This window comes from Kribbella sp. NPDC050241 (genome assembly GCF_044459685.1).
Classification (GTDB): Bacteria; Actinomycetota; Actinomycetes; order Propionibacteriales; family Kribbellaceae; genus Kribbella.
Window position 1 is genome coordinate 672,069 of sequence record NZ_JBITJE010000001.1, and the last position, 19,993, is coordinate 692,061.

A 19,993-nucleotide genomic window follows, 5' to 3' on the forward strand; every position below is an offset into this window, starting at 1 on the left:
GTTGTCGCTGGCGTCTGTTCAAGGTGGCTACCCGCTGGTAGCGTCCCGCGGACAGACCGGGAGGGGATGCAGTGGGGACTCGTAGTCGTGCGGTGCTGATCGGGCTTGGGGTGTTCTTCGTCGGCATCGCGGCGCTGGCCAGGTTCTATGCCTATCCAACACTTGCGGTGGCGCCCGCGGACCAGATCGCGCACACGGTGTCGATCGGGAAGGACGCCACCATCTTCAGCGCCGCCGACCTGAAGAGTAAGACCGGCGTCGAGCTCGAGGCACGCCGGACCGTCCGCGGTGATGTGGTCGCGGCGGAGAAGATCAGCAAGGCGCTGAACCGCAAAGTCGTGGTGTTCGACACCGCCGTGGTGACGGACGACTCGAAGAACTACCAGTTCCCCGACGACTCGTCGAAGACCGCGGAGCTCCCGCTCAGCTTCGTCCAGGAGCGGGTCGTGCTCGACGCGCACACCGGCGAGGCCGTGCGCTGGAACCCGACCGGCGACGACAACAGCGGCGAGTACATCGCGACGACGCTGGAGAAGGCGGATCGGCTCAAGCCCGGCCAGAACACCGCGCTGTTCGCGGGCCATCAGGGTCTCGTGCTGAAGTTCCCGTTCGGCACCGAGAAGAAGACGTACCCCTTCTGGGACACCACGCTGCGCAAGGCGTTCCCGATCGAGTTCAAGCGGGAGGAGCCGCTCGACGGGCTCAAGGTCTATGTCTTCGAGCAGGAGATCCCGAAGAAGGAGGTGCCGCAGGCCAAGCCGCTGGAGGTGCCGGGCAGCCTGGTCGGTGACTCCGGCAAGGATTCGGTCATTGTCCAGCGCACCTACAAGAACACCCGGACCTTGTGGGTCGAGCCGGTCACCGGCGCGATCATCAAGGGCCGGGAGCAGCAACTCGCCACCATCGCGTACGAGGGCCAGGACAAGTTGACCGCCACCCAGGTCACGATCGAGTACGACGCCGCCACGGTCGCGAAGAACGTGAAGGGTGCGACCGAGAACGGAGTCGCCGAGGGCGGCTACCAGTCGAAGGCGGCGCAGTTGCACCTGATCGGCTTCTGGGTGCCGTTGCTCTCCCTGATCCTCGGTCTGCTGTTGCTGGCGTCCGTCGGGCTCTTCCAGCTCCTGCCCAGGAAGGCGGACTGAGCTCAGGCCTTGTGGGCGGACCAGATCGCGGTGCCGGGAACGAGCCGGCCGCGGTCTGGTCCCCAGCCACCCCAGATCAGGTCGTGACCGGCCGGCCACTCCGGCTCGAGTAGGTCGTCGACGACGAAACCCGCGGTGGTGAGCGCCCGGATCCAGTCGCCGGTCGTCCGATGGTGTTCGGCATAGATCGGCGTACCGGCGTCGTCCACTTCGACGTACGGCGTCCGGTCGAAGTACGAATGGGTGATCCGCAAACCGGCGCGGGTCGGGTCGTCCGGCATGGTCCAGCGGATCGGGTGTGTCACCGAGAACACGAGCAGACCGCCTGGCTTCAGGGTCCGGGCGATCTCGCGCAGTGCGGTCGTGGCGTCGGCGACGAACGGCAGCGCACCGAACGCCGAGCAGACGATGTCGAACGTACTGCTCTTGTAGGGGAGGGCCACTGCGTCGGCGGCGACCGAGCGGACGGCCGTGCCGGTGCGGGCGTCGAGTTGCCGGGCGATCCGGAGTTGCTCGAGCGAGATGTCGAAGGCGACCACGTCGGCGCCCTGGCCGGCCAGCCAGCGCGAGCACTGGGCGCCTCCACAGCCGACTTCGAGGACGCGCTTGCCCCGGACCGGTCCGAGCAGCTGGGCCGACTCCTCGTCGACACCTTCGGGGCACCAGATGAAGCGGTCGTCGCCGAGGAACTCGCCGTGCTCCGACAAGTAGTCGTCGGCCTCGGCGTTCCAGTACGCCCGGCTGGCCCGGGAGGTCTCCGCCTCGCTCAACTCCACCCGCACCGGCCCGCTCACGAACCAAACTCTAGTGTTCAGCGGTATGAGCGACTTCGCGGCCAGTGCCGTTCCGTTGGCGGGTGGGTACGGCGGGCAGACGTACGCCGTGAGTGCCGGCGGTGAGGACGCCGTACTGAAGCTGTATGTGAAGCAGCCGGAGCGGGCGGCCGTGGACGCGGCGTTGCTGCAGCTGGTCCGCGGACTGCTGCCTGTCCCGAAGGTGCTGGAGGCGAAGCGCGAGGGGTCACCGGAAGATCCGCCGTACCTGCTGACCGAGCGGCTGCCGGGGGTGAACCTGCAGGTCTACCTGGAGACGGCAGGGGAGTCGGAGCGGCGGACGGTCGGGGAGCAGCTGGGTGAGTTGCTGGTGCGGCTGAGCGGGATGCCGTTCCTGACCTTCGGCGTGTTCCGCGGCGGCGAGCTGGCCATCGAGCCCTTCGGCCTCGGGGATCTCGAGCAGTACGTCGATGGCCTCGACCTCGGCCTGGACCCGGGGCAGCTGGAGCGGTTCGGCGCGGTCATCGCCGAGGCCGAGGACGTGCTGGCCGACGGGGTCGACCGGGTCTGCCTGGTGCACAGCGACTTCAACCCGAAGAACCTGCTGGTCGACCCGGCCACGGCCCGGATCACCGGACTGATCGACTGGGAGTTCAGCCACGCCGGGTCGCCGTACACGGATTTGGGAAACCTTTTCCGGTTCTGCGCCGATCCGGTGCTGGCCGGCGCGGTGCTGAGCGTGATCCGGGGGAGCGGGCCGGGGCTGGGCGAGCCGTTGGTGGACCTCGGGCGGGCGGCGGATCTGTGGGCGCTGCTCGACCTCGCGTCCCGCTCCACCGAGCACGAGATCGCGGCCGCGGCGCACGACCTGGTCTCCCGAATGGCGGACACGAGCACCCTCGCGGGGGGCCGAGTAGACCTGGACGTCGTACATTGAGATCAGTGAGACGTCGGGAAGCCTCGGCGGGCAGCCGGTGGAGGCCGGGTGCCCCGGGTTGCCCTGCCTTCGTCAATACCCGTATTCTGTCAGATGCGCTATGGGCCCGCGCGACCTCGGACGGAGCAGGCTCGTGCTCGCAGCAGTCGGTGGTGAATCTGTGCTCTTCAGGCAATCCAGCGGTTTGGTGCGATCCAACGGTTCATGACGCGACCGAACGACACCACCAGTCCACGGAGCAACCCACCACATGACGGCCAGCATCGAGGCACCTCTCGACCCCGCAGTGCGCAACACCCCGCAGGTAGCGGTCAATGACATCGGGTCGGAGGAAGACTTCCTCGCGGCGATCGATCAGACCATCAAGTACTTCAACGACGGCGACATCGTCGAGGGCACCATCGTCAAGGTCGACCGGGACGAGGTCCTGCTCGACATCGGTTACAAGACCGAAGGCGTCATCCCCTCCCGGGAGCTGTCGATCAAGCACGACGTCGACCCGAACGAGGTCGTCAACGTCGGCGACCACGTCGAGGCCCTTGTACTCCAGAAGGAGGACAAGGAAGGCCGTCTGATCCTCTCGAAGAAGCGCGCCCAGTACGAGAAGGCCTGGGGCACGATCGAGAAGATCAAGGAGGAGGACGGCGTCGTCACCGGCACCGTCATCGAGGTCGTCAAGGGTGGCCTCATCCTCGACATCGGCCTGCGTGGCTTCCTGCCCGCCTCGCTGGTCGAGATGCGCCGGGTCCGCGACCTCCAGCCGTACGTCGGCCAGGAGATCGAGGCCAAGATCATCGAGCTGGACAAGAACCGCAACAACGTGGTCCTGTCCCGCCGGGCGTGGCTGGAGCAGACGCAGTCCGAGGTGCGGATGAACTTCCTCACCCAGCTGCAGAAGGGCCAGATCCGCAAGGGTGTCGTCTCCTCGATCGTGAACTTCGGTGCGTTCGTGGACCTCGGCGGCGTCGACGGTCTGGTGCACGTCTCGGAGCTGTCCTGGAAGCACATCGACCACCCGACCGAGGTGGTCGAGGTCGGCCAGGAGGTCACCGTCGAGGTGCTGGACGTCGACATGGACCGCGAGCGCGTCTCGCTGTCGCTGAAGGCGACCCAGGAAGACCCGTGGCAGCAGTTCGCCCGGACCCACCAGATGGGCCAGATCGTGCCCGGCAAGGTCACCAAGCTGGTTCCGTTCGGTGCGTTCGTCCGCGTGGAGGAGGGCATCGAGGGTCTGGTGCACATCTCCGAGCTGGCCGAGCGTCACGTCGAGATCCCGGAGCAGGTCGTCCAGGTCAACGACGACACGATGGTCAAGATCATCGACATCGACCTCGAGCGTCGCCGGATCTCGCTGTCGCTGAAGCAGGCCAACGAGGGTCTCGACCCGGTCTCGGACGACTTCGACCCGACGCTGTACGGCATGACCGCGACGTACGACGACCAGGGCAACTACGTCTACCCCGAGGGCTTCGACCCGGAGACCGGCGAGTGGCTCGAGGGCTTCGACGCACAGCGCGAGGAGTGGGAGCGGCAGTACGCCGAGGCCCACACGCGCTGGGAGGCCCACAAGAAGCAGATCGAGGACGCCAAGACGGCGGACGTCGAGGCCGGCGAGGCATCGACGTACTCCTCGGCCGCGGCTCCGAAGGACGACGCTCCCGTCGAGGGCGCGCTCGCTTCTGACGAGGCGCTCCAGGCCCTCCGCGAGAAGCTGACCGGCCAGGGCTGATCCACCGCAGGACCCGAGACCCCCGCATCCCCGTACTGGATGCGGGGGTCTCGCTCGTCCACCCCACTGGCGGGTTGTCCGCCCGCTGACGGCTTAGATCGCGCTATCGGTGACATAAGCCGCCAGCCGTGCCCGCCCGCCCCACCAGTGGGGAGTGGATAGGGTGCTGTTGTGCTGAGAGTCGGGCTGACCGGGGGTATCGGGGCGGGGAAGAGTTCTGTGTCGGCGCGGTTGGCCGAGCGGGGGGCTGTGGTGATCGACTCCGATGTGCTGGCGCGGGAAGTAGTGGCCAAGGGCACCGAAGGTCTCGCCGAGGTGGTGACGGAGTTCGGGGTCGGCGTGCTGACTGCCGAGGGGGAGTTGGACCGGCCGGCGCTCGGGCAGATCGTGTTCGGTGATGCGGCGGCGCGGCGCAGGCTCGAGGCGATCATTCATCCGCGCGTACGGGCCCGGGCGGCCGAGATCGAGGCCGCGGCACCGGCGGGAGCGATCGTCGTGCACGACATCCCGCTGCTGGTGGAGACCGGTCAGGCGGACCGCTTCGACGTCGTCGTGATCGTCGACGTACCGGTCGACGTACAACTCGAACGGCTGACCGCGCAGCGCGGAATGCCTGACACAGAAGCGAAACAGCGCATCGCGAGCCAGGCGTCCCGCGAGGATCGGCTCGCCGTCGCCGGTCTTGTCGTGGACAATTCCGGCCCCCTCGCCGACCTGGATCGCCGCGTCGACGAGGTGTGGACAGAGCTCGAACGACGGGCAGGGCACGGTCCGGACACGAAAAGGTGACCCCTGCGCGGTAAATGATGAATCCGGGACCGGCTGTACAAGAATCTGTCCCGGTTCGGCCCAGGCTCTGGGCCGGCCACCGACGGCGCGCCCCGCGCCGGTCCGGATGTCCGAGGTTGGGAGGATGGCGTGGTCTGTCCGCGCTGCAACTCAGACGTCCCCGAGGTGTCGCACTTTTGCCACCACTGTGGCAACGATGTGCGCTCCGGGGATGCCGAGCGGAAGAAGGCGTACGCCGCCAGGCCGGATGAGCCAGTGGCGTCGTTCCGGCTGGTTTCGACGATCATGCCGCAGGGCTCGGGCAAGCAGCCCTATACATACAAGGTGGCACTCGGTGTCGCGCTCCTGCTGACCGTTCTCACCGCCGCGCTCGGCGCGCTGCCGGTGGCGATCATGGTGGCGGCGTTCTCGATCCCGATCGTCTACATCCTTTATCTGTACGACGTGAACCTCTGGGAGGACGAGCCGATCCCGGTCGTCGCCGCGGCGTTCGTGCTCACCGGCGTACTGGCCGCGGTGTTCACCTGGATCTGGTCGGACAAGATCGCCCTGAGCCTGGACACGATCGGCGGAAACGACGCCGGTCCGGCCGCGCGGGACCTGCTGATCCTGCTCCTGCTGGTGCCGGTGGTGTCGGAGCTGATCCGCCAGATCGGCCCGCTCTACCTGGCCTCCCGGCCGCGGTACGACGATCTGATGGACGGCTTCACGTTCGGCGTGGTGGCCGGCGTGGGCTACGCGTGCTTCGAGACTCTGGTGCTGCACTGGGGCTGGATCAGCGGCGGCTTCGCCGGTCCGGGCAGCAGCGCGGGCACCTGGATCTCGATCGTCCTGCTGCACGGCTTCATCAAGCCGCTGATCTACGGTTCGGCGACCGGCCTGGCCGGTGCGGAGTTCTCCGGCCTGGGCGAGGGGTACGACGGCTTCACCCCGCGCTGGGTGTTCGCTGTGATCCAGGCGATCGTGATCAACGCGCTGTTCCAGGGCGGGGTCTACCTGCTCGGGTTCGTCGGCGGTCACGGCTCGACGGTCGGCGCGATCCTCGGTGTGGTCTGGGGTCTGCTGCTGCTCGGCGCGCTGATCATCCGGGTCCGTACGGTGCTGCACAAGGGTCTGCTCGAGGCGGCGCTGGAGTCGGCCGCCCGCGGCGGCTCCAACCACGCGTCGGGCGAGCTGGCGTTCTGCTCGCGCTGTGAGATGCCGCTGCTCCCGCACTCCGACTTCTGCTCCGCGTGCGGCAACTCGGTGCGATCCGTACCGAAGTCCGCCCGTGGTGTGGCAGTACAGGCCGTGGCAGGCGGCGGGGTTGGTGGATACGACGCGACGACTGGGGAGACGCAGGCATGAGCAACCAGCCACCGCCCTACGGTCAGGGCGGCCACCCCGGGCAGCAGCCCCCGTACGGCGGCCAGCCGGGTCAGCAGGGTCAGCCCGGCTACGGTCAGCCGGGGCAGCCGCCGCAAGGTCAGCCCGGCTACGGCCAGCGGCCGGGGCAGCCACCGCAGGGCCAGCCTGGCTACGGTCAGCCCGGTCAGCAGCCTGGTCAGCAGCCACAGGGGCAGCCTGGTTACGGGCAGCAGCCTGGACAGCCGCCGCAGGCTCCGCCGCCGGGCTACGGTCAGCCGGGTCAACCGCCGTACCAGGGGCAGGGTCAGCAGCCCTACCCCGGTCAGCAGCAGGCGCCGTACCAGGGCCAGCAGCAGTACCAGGGCCAGCAGCAGGGTTACCCGGGTCAGCAACAGCAGTATCCGGGTCAGCAGCAGCAGTGGGGCCAGTACGGCGGTCAGGCTCCGCGCGGCAAGGGCGGGAACAAGATCCTGTTCCTGGCCGGCGGTGCGATCGTCGTCGTCGCGGTGATCGGCGTCGTGCTGGCGCTGATCTTCGGTCGCGGTGACGACAAGCAGGCCGAGCCGACCCCGCAGCCGACCAACGGGCAGAGCACCGAGCCGACCGAGAACGTCGACGAGGGCATCGAGGTCGCCGAGGGCGTCTTCGTGAAGCCGCAGCCCGGCTATGTCCGCAAGGAGCTGAAGAACTTCGACGGCGTCTACCTGCTGAAGGCCAAGGAGGCCTACTTCATGGTGGAGGCCTTCAAGGGCAAGGAGGGTGAGAACACCGACACCATCCTGCCGAAGCTGATCGCCGCCGAGACCGGGGACCTGTCCGCGGTGAAGAAGAACGAGCCGAAGGTGACCAAGCCGGGGCCGGACGACAAGACCCCGGTGAAGACCCTCACCACGCAGAGCTTCTCCGCCACCTCGTCCAGCCAGAACGGCAGCGAGCCGGTGGTCGGGTTCGTCGGCGTGGTCGAGCGCAACGACGGCGTGATCACGCTGGTGCGGGTGTACGGGCTGAAGACGAAGTTCGATGCCATCAACAAGGACTCGAACGAGATGCTGAAGTCGGTGCTCAAGAGCCAGTGATTCGCAAGCGCGCCGAGGGTGTGGCCGGCAGGTCGAACCCTTGGGTGAGGAACCCAGCGCCGGACGACGGTGCGGCTCCGGGTACGCCGGAGCCGCCACCGTCGCGGCGATTGCCGGGTCGGTCACGACCGACCCCGTCCGCCGGCCCGACCCAGGGTCCGCGGATCCCGACGTACCTGATCCCGGCCGGTGCCGGCCTGATCGTGGTCGTGGCGGTCGCCGTCGGGCTCTACCTGCTGTCTGGCGGGGACGACAAAGCCGACCCGGCTCCACCGCCGTCTCCGACGGCGACCGCGAGTACGCCGACGTCGACGTACACGCCGCCGCCGAACGCAGTCATGGTCGGTTCCGGCGTCGCCGTCGTACCGGCCGCGGGCTGGAGCCTGCTGGAGAAGGAGACGCAGGGCAAGGAGTTCGTCTCCTACGCGGCCAGTGGCGACGCGCGGGCGTTCTTCTGGGTCCGGCAGAAGCAGAACGTGACCGCGAAGGCGTACGTGCTCGGGATCGTCGAGGGCGAGACCCAGAACGAGATCGCCCAGTTGGGCAACGTCCGGAACCTGACCTGCCCGAAGGACGTCCTGGAGGAGTGCGTCGCGATCAGCTACACCTCCACCACCAAGGACAAGACCGGACTGCAGGTCAAGGTCCAGGGGTACGTCGAGGCGTACCGGCGCAAGGACCAGGTGGTCACCGCGCTGGACTTCCGGACCCGGATCGACTTCGCCCCGCAAGCCGAGGCGGACGCCGCGACCATGAAGCAGTCGGTGCTCGACAGCCTGTGACGACGACGTCCCAGACATACCGCGAGGAAGAGTTATGAGTCAGCAGTACGGGCCGCCCCCGAACTCCGCGCCGGGCGGCTGGGGACGTGGGCCGGATCGGCCGCAACGGCAGTCTTCAGGGTCGATGCGATCCCGGTGGATCATCATGGGCGGCACCATCGTCGCCGTCGCGCTGATCGCCGTCGGAGTCGTCGTACTGGTGACCGGCGGTGACAAGGAGCAGCCGGTCGCCGAGCAGACGCCGGACCCGACCGGCACGCTGTACACGCCGCCGACGCCGTCTCCGACCAAGGTGGCCGTCACCAAGGGCCGGTACGACACCGGCGTGGAGGTCGGTGGTGGGCTCTGGTTCACCCCGGTCAAGGGGTGGCTGCCGGACTGGGACAAGTCCAAGGGCGGAACCAACTACATCCTGCAGCAGCCCGGGGCGCGGGGGCGGATCGACGGCTACTACTGGGTCCGTCAGACCACCCAGTACAACGCCAAGGGGTTCGCCGAGCACCTGGTCGACGTCGAGTCGGACGGGTTCAAGGACGTCCGGATCGGCAAGACGGTGGCCTGCAAGACGACCAACCCGGCGATCAAGGCCTGCTACGCGGTGACGTTCAACGCGCTCGTCCCGGCCGCCGCCGGCAAGTTCCTCCCGTTCCGCGGCTTCGTCACGGCGTACGCCGACCAGTCGGGCAAGATCACCGCCACCGACGCCGCCCTGGAACTCAGCGTCTACAAGCGCCGGGTCCGCGAGCTCGTCTACATGAACAACACCCTGATGAAAAGCTTCTGATCCGGCCCCTGACCTGGGGTTTTCGGAACTGTCGGCGCGGCGCCGTACGGTGGAGGGCATGAGACAGGTCTCGGATCTTCAGCGTATGGTGGCGCCGCTCGAGGTGGTGTCCGATTTCGAGCCGGCCGGTGACCAGCCGGCCGCGATCACGGACCTGGAGCGCCGGATCAACAGCGGCGAGCAGGACGTCGTACTGCTCGGCGCGACCGGTACCGGCAAGACCGCCACGATCGCCTGGCTGGCCGAGAAGATCCAGCGCCCGATGCTGATCCTGCAGCCGAACAAGACACTCGCCGCCCAGTTCGCGAACGAGTTGCGCCACTTCTTCCCGGCCAACGCCGTCGAGTACTTCGTCTCGTACTACGACTACTACCAGCCGGAGGCGTACGTCCCGCAGACGGACACCTACATCGAGAAGGACTCCTCGATCAACGAGGAGGTCGAGCGGCTGCGGCACTCGGCGACCTGGTCGCTGCTGACCCGCCGCGACGTGATCGTGGTCGCGACCGTCTCCTGCATCTACGGCCTGGGCTCCGCCGACGAGTACCTGAACCGCATGATCCACGTGAAGGTCGGCACCGAGATGGATCGCGACGGCCTGTTGCGCAAGCTCGTCGGGGTGCAGTACGCGCGCAACGACCTGGCCGGCACCCGCGGCACGTTCCGGGTCCGCGGCGACACGCTCGAGGTCTTCCCGGTGTACCAGGAGCTCGCCGTCCGGGTGGAGTTCTTCGGCGACGAGATCGAGCGGGTGATGACGCTGCACCCGCTCACCGGTGAGGTGATCAGCGAGGAGGACGAGGTCTACATCGGCGCCGCGACGCACTACGTCACCGCGCCGGAGCGGATGGAGCGCGCGATCACGTCGATCGAGGCCGAGCTGGAGGAGCGGCTGGCCGAGCTCGAGCGTGGTGGCCAGTTGCTGGAGGCACAGCGGCTCCGGATGCGGACGACGTACGACATCGAGATGATGCGCCAGATCGGGACGTGCTCCGGCATCGAGAACTACTCGCGCCATACCGATGGCCGCGAGCCCGGGACGGCGCCGCACTGCTTGCTGGACTACTTCCCCGAGGACTTCGTGCTGGTCATCGACGAGTCGCACGTGACCGTCCCGCAGATCGGCGGTATGTACGAGGGCGACATGTCCCGGAAGCGGACGCTGGTCGAGCACGGGTTCCGGCTGCCGTCCGCGATGGACAACCGGCCGCTGCGCTGGGAGGAGTTCCTGGAGCGGATCGGCCAGACGGTCTACCTGTCCGCGACCCCGGGGCAGTACGAGCAGGACAAGTCGGACGGCTTCGTCGAGCAGCTCATCCGGCCGACCGGTCTGGTCGACCCCCAGGTGATCGTGAAGCCGACCAAGGGGCAGATCGACGACCTGATCCACGAGATCCGGCTCCGGGTCGAGCGGGACGAGCGCGTCCTGGTCACCACGCTGACCAAGAAGATGTCCGAAGACCTGACCGACTACCTGCTGGAGATGGGTATCCGGACCAGGTACCTGCACAGCGAGGTGGACACGCTGCGCCGGGTCGAGCTGCTCCGCGAGCTGCGTCAGGGCGAGTACGACGTACTGGTCGGCATCAACCTGCTGCGTGAGGGTCTGGACCTGCCCGAGGTGTCGCTGGTCGCGATCCTGGACGCGGACAAGGAGGGCTTCCTGCGCTCTGGCCGGTCGCTGATCCAGACCATCGGCCGTGCCGCCCGGAACGTGTCCGGCCAGGTGTTCATGTACGCCGACAAGATCACCCCGTCGATGGAACAGGCGATCGACGAGACCAACCGGCGTCGCGCCAAGCAGATCGCCTACAACGAGGCGAACGGGGTCGACCCGCAGCCGCTGCGGAAGAAGATCGCCGACATCACCGACATGCTGGCCCGCGAGGACGCGGACACCGCCGACCTGCTCGGCTCCGGCCGGACCCAGTCCCGGGGCAAGGCGCCGGTGCCGGGTGGCGGCAAGGCGAAGGCGGGCGAGAAGGCGAAGGAGCTGGCCGGCGGGCTGCCGTCGTCCGACCTGGCCGACCTGATCCAGCAGCTGACCGACCAGATGCACAACGCGGCGGCCGAACTGCAGTTCGAGGTCGCGGCCCGCTACCGCGACGAGATCTCCGAACTGAAGAAGGAACTCCGCCAGATGACCAACGCCGGCATGAAGTAATCGTCCGGGCGGCCCGGCCGACCTGTTCGGCCCGGGTCGCCGGGTTCAGTTGCGCGGTTGGACTGTGTGTTGGGGTGACTCGTTGACCTGGAGGGTGAAGAGGTCGGGCGGGGCGTAGTGGCCGTTCGGATCGAAGTCGAACTTGCCACGGTCCAGGTCGCCGAGGTCGAGTTCCGCGAGCAGGACCCCCTCGCCGCCCCGCAACGGGCCGGCGAGGATCTCGCCCAGCGGCGAGATCACCACACTCCCGCCGTCGATCAGGACTGTCCTCGACTTTGTGCACGGTGTGCGTACCGAATCGCCGCTGAAATGCGGATCTGGTGCACAGAGTCGGGGCGGACGAGGGCTAGCGTGCGTACCGAGACCAGGTAAGGGGAGGCACATGTTCGATCATCTGTCGTTGCAATGTGATGACTTGGATGCGAGTCGGCGGTTCTACGAGACGCTGCTCGGGCCGCTCGGGATCACCGTGGTGATGGAGTTCGGCGACGTCCTCGCGCTCGGCGGGCCGGACGGCGCACCGAAGTTCTGGCTCGGGAAGCAGACGACCGGCGGTACGCAGCGGGAGATCCACGTCGCGTTCACGGCACCGAATCGGGCGACCGTCGACACGGTCCACCGGACCGCCCGGGAGTTGGGCGCCGAGATCCTGCACGAGCCGAAGGAGTGGCCGGAGTACCACCCCGGCTACTACGCCGTCTTCGTCCGGGACCCCGACGGCAACAACGTCGAGGCCGTCTCACACAGCTGAGCTGGGAGGGAGTGTGATGGGGAGACTGAGTGGCGCGGACGTGCTTGAGCACTGCTTGGCGAAGCCGGGGGCGTGGCAGGACGAGCCGTGGGAGGGCGATGTGGTCGCCAAGGTCGGCGACAAGATCTTCGCGTTCCTGGGTGGCGGCGACGGGGTCGGGATCAAGTGCGGCGCCAACCGGGAGGAGGCCGACGAGCTGGTCGACACCTACCCGGGTGACGTCACCAAGATGGCCTACATCGGCCGCTCCGGCTGGAACAGCGTCCGCCTCGGCGGCAGCGTGCCGGACGACGAGATCCTCGAGCTGATCGACGCGTCGTACGAGACGATCGTGGGCAAACTCCCCAAGAGCAAGCGTCCGACCTAGCCGCGGACGACACGCCGGAAACAGGCGAACTGATCACACAGCGCAGCTATTCCTCGGCCGGTTGTGATCATTCCGACAGCCGGACACGGTGCCCTGGGATTTGGAGACTTGGACATCGACCAGTCAGAATAGACGTGGAGAAGGGGAGTATTCCTTCGCGGCGGCATCGTCATCACGGTCTGGGATTCGTTCCCGCGCCCGGTGCCACCGGCCGGACTCGCAGTGCGAGTCCGGCGGAAGAGACCTTCGGAGTCCTGTTTCAGCTGAGCTCCGGAGGTGTCTGTGCACGTTGCTGACTACGTTTGGTACATCACGGTCGGCGTGCTTCTCGCGCTGCTGGCTTTCGACGTCTTCATCATCGGCCGCCGTCCACACGAGCCGAGTACCCGGGAGTCCGCGACCGCGATCGCGTTCTACGTGGGTCTCGCGGTGGTCTTCGGCCTCGGCGTCTGGTTGTTCTCCGGTGGGCAGTACGCGGGCGAGTTCTTCGCCGGCTGGCTGACCGAGTACAGCCTGAGCGTCGACAACCTGTTCATCTTCCTGATCATCATGTCCAGGTTCGGCGTACCCAGGAAGTATCAGCAGACCGCGCTGCTGATCGGCATCATCCTGGCGCTGGTGTTCCGCGGCGTGTTCATCGCGGTCGGTGCCGCCGCGATCAACGAGTTCTCCTGGATCTTCTACCTGTTCGGCGCGTTCCTGGTCTACACCGCGATCCACCTGGCCAAGCAGGGTGAGAACGACGACGACGACTTCAAGGAGAACGCGGTCATCCGGTTCGCCAAGAAGCGCCTGAACGCCACCGACGAGTACAACGGCGTCAAGCTCACCATCGTCAAGAACGGCAAGCGGCTCGTCACCCCGATGGCGATCGTCATCATCGCGCTCGGCACGACCGACCTGCTGTTCGCGCTCGACTCGATCCCGGCGATCTACGGCCTGACCCAGGAGCCGTTCCTGGTCTTCACCGCGAACGTGTTCGCACTGATGGGTCTGCGGCAGCTGTACTTCCTGCTCGGCGACCTGCTGAAGCGGCTGGTCTACCTGTCCATCGGCTTGTCGGTGGTGCTCGCGTTCATCGGCGTGAAGCTGGTCCTGCACGCGATGCACGTGAACGAGTTGCCGTTCATCAACGGCGGCCACCACATCGAGTGGGCCCCGGAGATCCCGATCTGGTTCTCGCTGGGCTTCATCATCATCACCCTCGGCATCACCACGGTCGCCAGCCTGCGCAAGTCCCGCATCACCAAGCAGGAGAACGGGACCGACGCCCCGGCCGAGGGCGGCGAGCTGGACGAGTCGACCCCGGTCGACAGCCCGAACGGTACGACGGCCGAGCTCGACCCGAAGACCCAGGCCGAGCTCGACTCGATCCGCGAGCCCGAGCCGCAGGAGTCGGACGCCAAGAAGTCCTGACCCTCGGACGCTGAGGAGTCCTGACCTGAAGAAACGACCGTCGCCCCGGACCGACCTGGTCCGGGGCGACGTCGCGTCGAGACGGTCAGAGCCTGGCCGCGGCGACCAGGGTGGCTCTGCGTTCGTCGCGCACCGGCGCGTCTTCCAGGCGCTTGCCGGTCTCCGACGCGTGCAGCATCCCGGTGGGGGAGACGAAGCCGACGTGGTGGACCTGCTTGCCGGGCCGGCCAAAGAAGTACAGATCGCCGGGTTGCGCCTCGTCGACGCTGATGTTCTCCAGCGCGGCGGCCTGGTCGTGCGCGTCGCGAGGGATGCGCACACCCAGCACCCGACAGACCGCGTGGGTCAGGCCGGAGCAGTCCATGCCGTACGCCGACGTTCCGCCCCACAGGTACTCCAGCCCGAGGAACAACGCCCCCAACCGCAGCCGATCCTCAGGTTTGGACGGCTCCTCGACGGACCGCAGTACGTCGTCCGCCAGCCAGCCTGACCCGCCATCCGGGGTAGCCACCCGGGTGTACCCGTCGGCGTGCTCGGTCGACGCCAGGACGGTCGCGAACGAGAGCTCGCCCAGCGGCGCGCCCGCGCCCGGCTCAGCGAGCAGCGTCGCGGTCGGGACCGTGATCGCGACGGGCGCGGTCGCGCTGCTGGGCAGCTCACCCAGGTGGCTCGACGGCACCCAGCCCGGGTACCCGAGCTCGTCGTTGGACGACGGCTGCCAGGGTGCCAGGATCTCCGACCAGCCGTCCCGCTCCGAGCGGACCAGGACAGGTTCGGCGAACAGCAGTTGGGTCAGGGTCCGGCCGTGCAGGCCGAGGCGGGTCTCGGTGTCCATGGACTTCGCCCACGCGGCGACATCGGGCTGGGCGGCGACGGCCGCGGCATCGATGTCACGGGGCGCATCCGGCGCGGTCCAGACGGTACTGACCGGGACTTTGGCGGCGACTAGCTTCATACGGTCAAGCCTGTCACGCCGAGGCCAGGAGCCTCAGGCAGGTGGATCAGCGCGCCGTCGTACCGGATCCCGCCGGTCACCGGCGCCTGCTTCAGCCACCAGGCGGCGTCGAGGTCGTTGACCGCGGACGTCGGGTAGGCCGACACCAGCGCGGCCGCCGCGCCGATGCCGACGTGGCTCTCCATCATCGAGCCGACGACCGTCCGGATCCCGTGCTCGCGGGCCAGTTCCAGCAGGGTCCGGGCCGGCCCGAGTCCGCCGCACTTGGCCAGCTTCACGTTCACCATGTCCGCGGCGCCGTACCGGATCATGGTCACCAGGTCGCGTACGCCGTACACCGACTCGTCGGCGAGGATCGGCGTACGGACCCGGTCGGTCACCCATGCCATGCCCTCGAGGTCGGCGGCAACGACCGGCTGCTCGACGAGTTCGAGGTCGCAGCCCGCGTCCTCCATCGCCCGGATGGCGGTGACCGCGTCGTGCCGGGACCAGCCCTGGTTGGCGTCCAGCCGCAGCGTCGGTTCCGGGCCGATCGCCTCGCGAACCCGCCGGACCCGCTCGACGTCGGCGCGGGCGTCGGTGCCGACCTTGACCTTCAGTACGTCGAAACCGTCCGCGAGCCGGGCCTGTGCCGCGGCCGCGAGCGCATCGGGATCGCCGACGGACAGCGTCATGTCAGTGCGCACGATGTCGACGGTCGAGCCGAGGAAACCGTGCAGCGTCTGCCCGCGACGCCGAGCGGCGAGGTCGTGCAGCGCGACGTCGACCGCACCCTTCGCGCCGAAGTTGCCGGCCGCGGCGTTCTGCACGCGGCGCAAGGCCTCAGTGAGGTCGTCCGGGCCGAGACCGTCCAGGGCCGCGGTGATCGGTCCCTCGACGCAGGCCTGCGACCCGGCGAGCGAATCGCCGGTCACCTTCCACACCTGCGGAGCCTCGCCCCAACCGCTGAGCTCGCCGTCGCTCACCTCGACGAGCAGCGAGTCCGCGTGCGTTGCAGTCCGCAGTGCCGTGATGAATGGCGTGTGCAGCGGCGCCGAGACCAGATGCGTGCTGACCTTCATCGGACCCCTCCGAGGTCGCGCCGGTGGTTCCAGGCTTCGAGCGCGATGTTCGCGATCAGCTTCTGCGCATCCGCGTCGGCCAGGTCGGACGTCGTACACACGACCAGCACGAACGGTTCGGCGTCGGGTGGGCGGACGATGCCGCCGTCGTGCCGGATCCGGGTGTCCCAGCCGTTCTTGTGCTCGACCCGGGTCCCGGCCGGCAGGAGGGCAGGGATCTCGCCGTTCCACTGGTTGCCGGCGAGCAGGTCGCGCAGATAGTTGCCCGAGGCGCCCTGCTGATTGCCGACAGCAATCAGTACGCCGGCCAGACCCGCCGGGCTCATCAGGTTGCTGATGCCGGCCCGCACGCCCGGCCCGTCGTCGATCCCGCGCCGGATCGCGCTGTCTCCAGGGCCGTACTCCGCGAGCACCGCGTGGGCGGCGCCGATCCCGACCTGCTCCAGCACGAGGTCCGTCGCGAGGTTGCTGGACCGGGTGATCATCTCGGTCGCCAGCCACCCGAGTGGCACCTGCTCGCCCAGCTTCGTCCAGGTCGCCGGCGCCTCGTCCTCGTGCGGGTCCACCCCGAACCGCCCGCCGGCCGCGGACGCGAAGTCGTTGTGCACGGTCACCGGCTGGTCGAGCGCCAGTTCACCCGCCTCGACCTTGCGCATCATCGCCATCGCCACCGGGAGCTTCATCGTGCTCGCGGAGTAGTGCGTCCGCTCCGCCAGATGCTCGAACACCGGTACGCCGTCCAGCCGCCCCAGCCAAACCCCGAAGGCGCCGCTCCCGTCGACGTCCCGGAGCAGTTCCGCGATTCCCATGCCGATCACCCAACCACACACCTCCACCTGGCAGACTGCCAAGGGTGTCCAGGGCGATCGGTCTCCTCCTCGGCTTCGCGGCCGACCGTGTTCTCGGTGATCCCCGCCACTTCCACCCGGTGGCCGGCTTCGGGCAGGCGGCGTCGCGCGTGGAGTCCCGCTGGTACGCCGATTCCCGCGCGGCCGGTACGGCGTACACGGTCGCCCTGGTCGGTACGACGGCAGCCGCCGGAGCCGTGCTCGAGCGGCTCAGCCGGAATCGTCCGATCGTCCACACGCTCGTCACCGCGGCCGCGACGTGGACGGTGCTCGGCGCCCGCAGTCTGGAGCGCGAGGCTGAGACGATGGCCGGGCTGCTCGAGGAGAAGGACATCCCGGCGGCCCGCGACCGTCTCAGCCACCTGTGTGCGCGAGACGCGACCAGCCTGGAAGCCGACGAGCTTGCCCGCGCGACTGTCGAGTCGATCGCCGAGAACACCTCCGACGCGTGCGTCGCTCCGCTGCTCTGGGGCGGGGTGCTCGGCGTACCCGGGCTGCTCGGCTACCGCGCCGCCAACACTCTGGACGCGATGGTCGGCTACAAGTCCGCGAAGTACCTCAACTTCGGCTGGGCTTCCGCGCGGCTGGACGACGTACTCAACCTGCTGCCTGCTCGCGTGTGCGCCTTGCTCACCGGACTCGCCGCCGGCCGGCCCGGACAGACCATCCAGGTCTGGCAGCGGGATGCGCGGAAGCACCCGAGCCCGAACGCCGGGCCGGTCGAGGCCGCGTTCGCCGGTGCACTCGATCTGACCCTCGGCGGCACGAACAGTTACGGGTCATACCAGGAGGACCGAGGCACACTGGGCGACGGACCCACACCGGCGGTTGCGGACGTACGCCGTACCGCCGCGCTGGCCAGGCGTGTCGGTGTGGCTGCCGCCGGGGTCGCCGCGATCCTGGCCGTCGCCGGCCGGAAGGGAACACGATGGGGTTGAGTCACCGCCCGATGCGGATCGCACTGATCCGGCACGGCGAGTCCGAGGCGAACCTGGACAAGTCGATCTTCGAGCGAGTACCCGACCACGCGATCCCGCTCACGCCGCACGGGCACGAGCAGTCGGCCAAGGCGGGCAAGTACCTGCGGGAGCTGTTCGAGAACGAGCCGGCCCGCGTGTACGTCTCGCCGTACGTGCGGGCCTTGCAGACGCTGGACTCACTCGGGCTGGACGACCTGATCGGTGAGCCCCGGGAGGAGCCGCGGCTGCGGGAGCAGGACTGGGCCAACTACCAGGACACCGCGGACATCGAGCGGCAGGAGGTGCTCCGGGACCGGTTCGGGCACTTCTTCTACCGGTTCACCCACGGTGAGTCGGGGTCGGACGTGTACGACCGGGTGTCGACGTTCCTGGAGACGATGCACCGCGACTTCGAGTCCCCGGACGCGCCGCGGAACGTGTTGCTGGTGTCGCACGGGCTGACCATGCGGCTGTTCTGCATGCGCTGGTTCCACTGGTCGGTCAAGTTCTTCGAGACACTGCGGAACCCGGACAATGCCGAAACACGGGTCCTGCTGCGGCAGCCGGATTTCCGGTACAAGCTGGACCGGCCGTTCGAACAGTGGACGACGTACGAACCGACGGAACGGGAGCGATCGGCCTGGCTGTAACGCGGCAGCCGACAGGTTCACCCGCGCACGGCGGCGAGGATGAACAACGCCGCGAGCAGCATCGCCGCCACCCCGGGCACCATCAGCAGGACTGCGAGGCCGATGGTGAACGCCCCACTCCGCGGCCCGGGATGCTCCGGATCGTCCCCGCGCCGACGAAGGATCCACCAGGGGTGGATGCGTTTGGTCCACGCCCACCGCACAACTGCGAAGCCCGGCGCGCCGATGACGGCCGCGAACGGAAGCGTGATCGCCTTGTAAGGGTCCGCAGTGACCAGGTACAGAACGAACAGGAAGACCAGGTAGACGGCCAGCATCGCGCCAGGCCTGCTCAGGGACCCCACCGCGACAGAGACCACGCCGCGAGCCCCTGACCGTCCAGACACCAGCGCAGCGTACGACGGCGTCGGGTTCTTACGTGTCGCGACCGGGGCGAGGTGGTGGTCGTAGGCTGGGCGAGGCATTCTGGTCGACGGAACGGGAGCATCGGCATGGTTGTGGAGCAGACCCGGGAAGCGGTTCTCGAACTCTTGGCGAGCCTGTCACCGGCGCAGCTGGACAAGATCAAGGCGGCGTTCGACACCCCGGACCACAAGCAGTGGACCTACCTGCCGGGTGCGGTACCGGGCCTTCCGCTGACGGAGCTGACTCCGGCCCAGCAGCAGTTGGTGGAGCGGCTCGTCGCGATCGGGTGCAGTGAGCGCGGTGTGGCCGACGTCTGGGCGGTGTGGGACGCGGAGATCATCGTGCGCGGGATCCCGGCCCTGCCGCCGAGCGGCGAGTGGGAGGGATCCGTCGTCGGCGACCGGTACTTCCTGCGGGTGCTGGGCGATCCGGCCGGGACGGAGCCGTGGGCCTGGCGGCTGAACGGGCACCACCTCGCGTTGCACGTGACGCTCGTGGACGGGGCGATCTCGTTCACCCCGCAGTTCCTCGGGTCGAATCCGGCCGAGGTCCGGTCCGGGCCGCAGGCCGGCCGGCGTTTCCTCGCCGCCGAGCAGGACCTGGGCTTCCAGCTCCTGCACGCGCTCGAGCCGGCCCAGCGTGAGGTGGCCGTCGTCTCACCGGAGGCACCCGACGACATCCTGACCCGGCACGACCCGGTCGCCGACGCCAGCCTTCTCCACCAGGGCCTCGCGTACGGCGACATGACCGCGGAACAACGGCAGTTGTTCAGCCTCCTCATCGGCCAGTACGTCGGAAGGGCCGCCGGACCGATCGGGTTGCAGACCTGGCAGGACATCACCGACCAGGGCATCGAGCGCCTCAGCTTCGCCTGGGCCGGCGCGACCGAACCCGGCATCGGTCACCGCCATTACTACTCGATCGCCGGCCCGACGTTCCTGGCCGAGTACGACAACACCCAGGACGACGCCAACCACATCCACTCGGTCTGGCGAGACCTCCGCAACGACTGGGGCACCGACCTCCTCGCCGCCCACTACGCGATGCACCGCTGA

21 protein-coding genes are annotated in these 19,993 nt (G+C 68.3%); 15 read left to right on the forward strand and 6 right to left on the reverse strand.

Annotation, left to right across the window (positions count from 1 at the left end):
• The first annotated feature begins 71 nt into the window (after positions 1–71).
• A complete protein-coding gene (locus ACIBG5_RS03050; RefSeq protein ID WP_396389751.1) occupies positions 72–1,145 on the forward strand; it encodes a DUF3068 domain-containing protein in 1,074 nt (357 codons plus the stop codon).
• Between the two features lie 2 nt (positions 1,146–1,147).
• Here the strand turns inward: ACIBG5_RS03050 and ACIBG5_RS03055 are convergent, their stop codons facing one another.
• Positions 1,148–1,939, reverse strand: coding sequence for a class I SAM-dependent methyltransferase (locus tag ACIBG5_RS03055; protein WP_396389752.1), 792 nt, complete (start codon positions 1,937–1,939; stop codon positions 1,148–1,150).
• A gap of 25 nt (positions 1,940–1,964) precedes the next feature.
• On the opposite strand from ACIBG5_RS03055, the gene ACIBG5_RS03060 reads away from it, so the two are divergent.
• The 8 genes from ACIBG5_RS03060 to uvrB all read left to right on the forward strand — a co-directional run bounded on the left by ACIBG5_RS03060 (position 1,965) and on the right by uvrB (position 11,526).
• Positions 1,965–2,855 (forward strand): phosphotransferase family protein, encoded by an 891-nt coding sequence (locus tag ACIBG5_RS03060; protein WP_396389753.1) that lies wholly within the window; start codon positions 1,965–1,967, stop codon positions 2,853–2,855.
• A 250-nt stretch (positions 2,856–3,105) separates the two neighbouring features.
• Positions 3,106–4,584, forward strand: coding sequence for a 30S ribosomal protein S1 (gene rpsA / locus ACIBG5_RS03065; protein ID WP_131351982.1), 1,479 nt, complete (start codon positions 3,106–3,108; stop codon positions 4,582–4,584).
• A 171-nt stretch (positions 4,585–4,755) separates the two neighbouring features.
• Positions 4,756–5,373: a dephospho-CoA kinase gene (coaE, locus tag ACIBG5_RS03070; protein WP_396389754.1), complete on the forward strand. Its 618-nt coding sequence runs from the start codon at positions 4,756–4,758 to the stop codon at positions 5,371–5,373.
• A gap of 198 nt (positions 5,374–5,571) precedes the next feature.
• Complete coding sequence (locus tag ACIBG5_RS03075; RefSeq protein WP_396389755.1) at positions 5,572–6,720, forward strand: PrsW family glutamic-type intramembrane protease; 1,149 nt, start codon at positions 5,572–5,574, stop codon at positions 6,718–6,720.
• The gene (locus tag ACIBG5_RS03080; protein WP_396389756.1) at positions 6,717–7,796 is read left to right on the forward strand and encodes a hypothetical protein; all 1,080 of its coding nucleotides are present in this window, start codon (positions 6,717–6,719) and stop codon (positions 7,794–7,796) included. Before ACIBG5_RS03075 ends, ACIBG5_RS03080 begins: the two co-directional genes overlap by 4 nt.
• Positions 7,797–7,840: 44 nt before the next feature.
• Positions 7,841–8,578, forward strand: coding sequence for a hypothetical protein (locus tag ACIBG5_RS03085; protein ID WP_396389757.1), 738 nt, complete (start codon positions 7,841–7,843; stop codon positions 8,576–8,578).
• A gap of 34 nt (positions 8,579–8,612) precedes the next feature.
• Positions 8,613–9,362 carry a hypothetical protein gene (locus ACIBG5_RS03090; RefSeq protein WP_396389758.1) on the forward strand — a complete coding sequence of 250 codons (750 nt, stop codon included), beginning with the start codon at positions 8,613–8,615 and terminating at the stop codon, positions 9,360–9,362.
• A 58-nt stretch (positions 9,363–9,420) separates the two neighbouring features.
• Entirely contained in the window at positions 9,421–11,526 is a 2,106-nt protein-coding gene (gene uvrB / locus ACIBG5_RS03095; RefSeq protein WP_396389760.1) for an excinuclease ABC subunit UvrB, read from the forward strand.
• A gap of 45 nt (positions 11,527–11,571) precedes the next feature.
• Here the strand turns inward: uvrB and ACIBG5_RS03100 are convergent, their stop codons facing one another.
• Positions 11,572–11,766: a hypothetical protein gene (locus tag ACIBG5_RS03100; RefSeq protein WP_396389761.1), complete on the reverse strand. Its 195-nt coding sequence runs from the start codon at positions 11,764–11,766 to the stop codon at positions 11,572–11,574.
• A gap of 142 nt (positions 11,767–11,908) precedes the next feature.
• Between ACIBG5_RS03100 and ACIBG5_RS03105 the strand changes: the two genes are divergently transcribed.
• The 3 genes from ACIBG5_RS03105 to ACIBG5_RS03115 all read left to right on the forward strand — a co-directional run bounded on the left by ACIBG5_RS03105 (position 11,909) and on the right by ACIBG5_RS03115 (position 14,060).
• The gene (locus ACIBG5_RS03105; protein ID WP_360452957.1) at positions 11,909–12,277 is read left to right on the forward strand and encodes a VOC family protein; all 369 of its coding nucleotides are present in this window, start codon (positions 11,909–11,911) and stop codon (positions 12,275–12,277) included.
• A gap of 16 nt (positions 12,278–12,293) precedes the next feature.
• Positions 12,294–12,644 carry an MmcQ/YjbR family DNA-binding protein gene (locus ACIBG5_RS03110; protein WP_396389762.1) on the forward strand — a complete coding sequence of 117 codons (351 nt, stop codon included), beginning with the start codon at positions 12,294–12,296 and terminating at the stop codon, positions 12,642–12,644.
• Positions 12,645–12,926: 282 nt separating this feature from the next.
• On the forward strand, positions 12,927–14,060 hold the full coding sequence (locus ACIBG5_RS03115) for a TerC family protein (RefSeq protein ID WP_396389764.1): 1,134 nt from the start codon (positions 12,927–12,929) through the stop codon (positions 14,058–14,060).
• A gap of 85 nt (positions 14,061–14,145) precedes the next feature.
• Here the strand turns inward: ACIBG5_RS03115 and ACIBG5_RS03120 are convergent, their stop codons facing one another.
• Genes ACIBG5_RS03120 through ACIBG5_RS03130 form a run of 3 tightly spaced genes read right to left on the reverse strand, consistent with a single transcriptional unit; the run spans position 14,146 to position 16,885 of the window.
• Positions 14,146–15,015 carry an NlpC/P60 family protein gene (locus ACIBG5_RS03120; RefSeq protein ID WP_396389765.1) on the reverse strand — a complete coding sequence of 290 codons (870 nt, stop codon included), beginning with the start codon at positions 15,013–15,015 and terminating at the stop codon, positions 14,146–14,148.
• Complete coding sequence (locus ACIBG5_RS03125) at positions 15,012–16,076, reverse strand: mandelate racemase/muconate lactonizing enzyme family protein (protein WP_396389767.1); 1,065 nt, start codon at positions 16,074–16,076, stop codon at positions 15,012–15,014. The genes ACIBG5_RS03120 and ACIBG5_RS03125 overlap by 4 nt, the downstream gene beginning before the upstream one ends.
• Positions 16,073–16,885: a serine hydrolase gene (locus ACIBG5_RS03130; protein WP_396389769.1), complete on the reverse strand. Its 813-nt coding sequence runs from the start codon at positions 16,883–16,885 to the stop codon at positions 16,073–16,075. Before ACIBG5_RS03130 ends, ACIBG5_RS03125 begins: the two co-directional genes overlap by 4 nt.
• A gap of 44 nt (positions 16,886–16,929) precedes the next feature.
• On the opposite strand from ACIBG5_RS03130, the gene ACIBG5_RS03135 reads away from it, so the two are divergent.
• Both ACIBG5_RS03135 and ACIBG5_RS03140 read left to right on the forward strand, forming a co-directional pair.
• Complete coding sequence (locus tag ACIBG5_RS03135) at positions 16,930–17,862, forward strand: cobalamin biosynthesis protein (protein WP_396389771.1); 933 nt, start codon at positions 16,930–16,932, stop codon at positions 17,860–17,862.
• An 11-nt stretch (positions 17,863–17,873) separates the two neighbouring features.
• Entirely contained in the window at positions 17,874–18,533 is a 660-nt protein-coding gene (locus tag ACIBG5_RS03140; RefSeq protein WP_396389772.1) for a histidine phosphatase family protein, read from the forward strand.
• Between the two features lie 17 nt (positions 18,534–18,550).
• Here the strand turns inward: ACIBG5_RS03140 and ACIBG5_RS03145 are convergent, their stop codons facing one another.
• Entirely contained in the window at positions 18,551–18,919 is a 369-nt protein-coding gene (locus tag ACIBG5_RS03145) for a hypothetical protein (protein WP_396389773.1), read from the reverse strand.
• Positions 18,920–19,024: 105 nt separating this feature from the next.
• Between ACIBG5_RS03145 and ACIBG5_RS03150 the strand changes: the two genes are divergently transcribed.
• Positions 19,025–19,993 (forward strand): DUF3500 domain-containing protein, encoded by a 969-nt coding sequence (locus ACIBG5_RS03150; protein WP_396389775.1) that lies wholly within the window; start codon positions 19,025–19,027, stop codon positions 19,991–19,993.

Bases quoted from the DNA above. Each gene is read 5' to 3' on its own strand.
- rpsA (WP_131351982.1), top strand. From the start codon at position 3,106: ATGACGGCCAGCATCGAGGCACCTCTCGACCCCGCAGTGCGCAACACC.
- ACIBG5_RS03105 (WP_360452957.1), top strand. From the start codon at position 11,909: ATGTTCGATCATCTGTCGTTGCAATGTGATGACTTGGATGCGAGTCGG.
- ACIBG5_RS03120 (WP_396389765.1), bottom strand. From the start codon at position 15,015: ATGAAGCTAGTCGCCGCCAAAGTCCCGGTCAGTACCGTCTGGACCGCG.
- ACIBG5_RS03060 (WP_396389753.1), top strand. From the start codon at position 1,965: ATGAGCGACTTCGCGGCCAGTGCCGTTCCGTTGGCGGGTGGGTACGGC.
- ACIBG5_RS03110 (WP_396389762.1), top strand. From the start codon at position 12,294: ATGGGGAGACTGAGTGGCGCGGACGTGCTTGAGCACTGCTTGGCGAAG.
- ACIBG5_RS03140 (WP_396389772.1), top strand. From the start codon at position 17,874: ATGCGGATCGCACTGATCCGGCACGGCGAGTCCGAGGCGAACCTGGAC.
- ACIBG5_RS03130 (WP_396389769.1), bottom strand. From the start codon at position 16,885: ATGGGAATCGCGGAACTGCTCCGGGACGTCGACGGGAGCGGCGCCTTC.
- ACIBG5_RS03125 (WP_396389767.1), bottom strand. From the start codon at position 16,076: ATGAAGGTCAGCACGCATCTGGTCTCGGCGCCGCTGCACACGCCATTC.
- uvrB (WP_396389760.1), top strand. From the start codon at position 9,421: ATGAGACAGGTCTCGGATCTTCAGCGTATGGTGGCGCCGCTCGAGGTG.
- ACIBG5_RS03080 (WP_396389756.1), top strand. From the start codon at position 6,717: ATGAGCAACCAGCCACCGCCCTACGGTCAGGGCGGCCACCCCGGGCAG.
- ACIBG5_RS03150 (WP_396389775.1), top strand. From the start codon at position 19,025: ATGGTTGTGGAGCAGACCCGGGAAGCGGTTCTCGAACTCTTGGCGAGC.
- ACIBG5_RS03090 (WP_396389758.1), top strand. From the start codon at position 8,613: ATGAGTCAGCAGTACGGGCCGCCCCCGAACTCCGCGCCGGGCGGCTGG.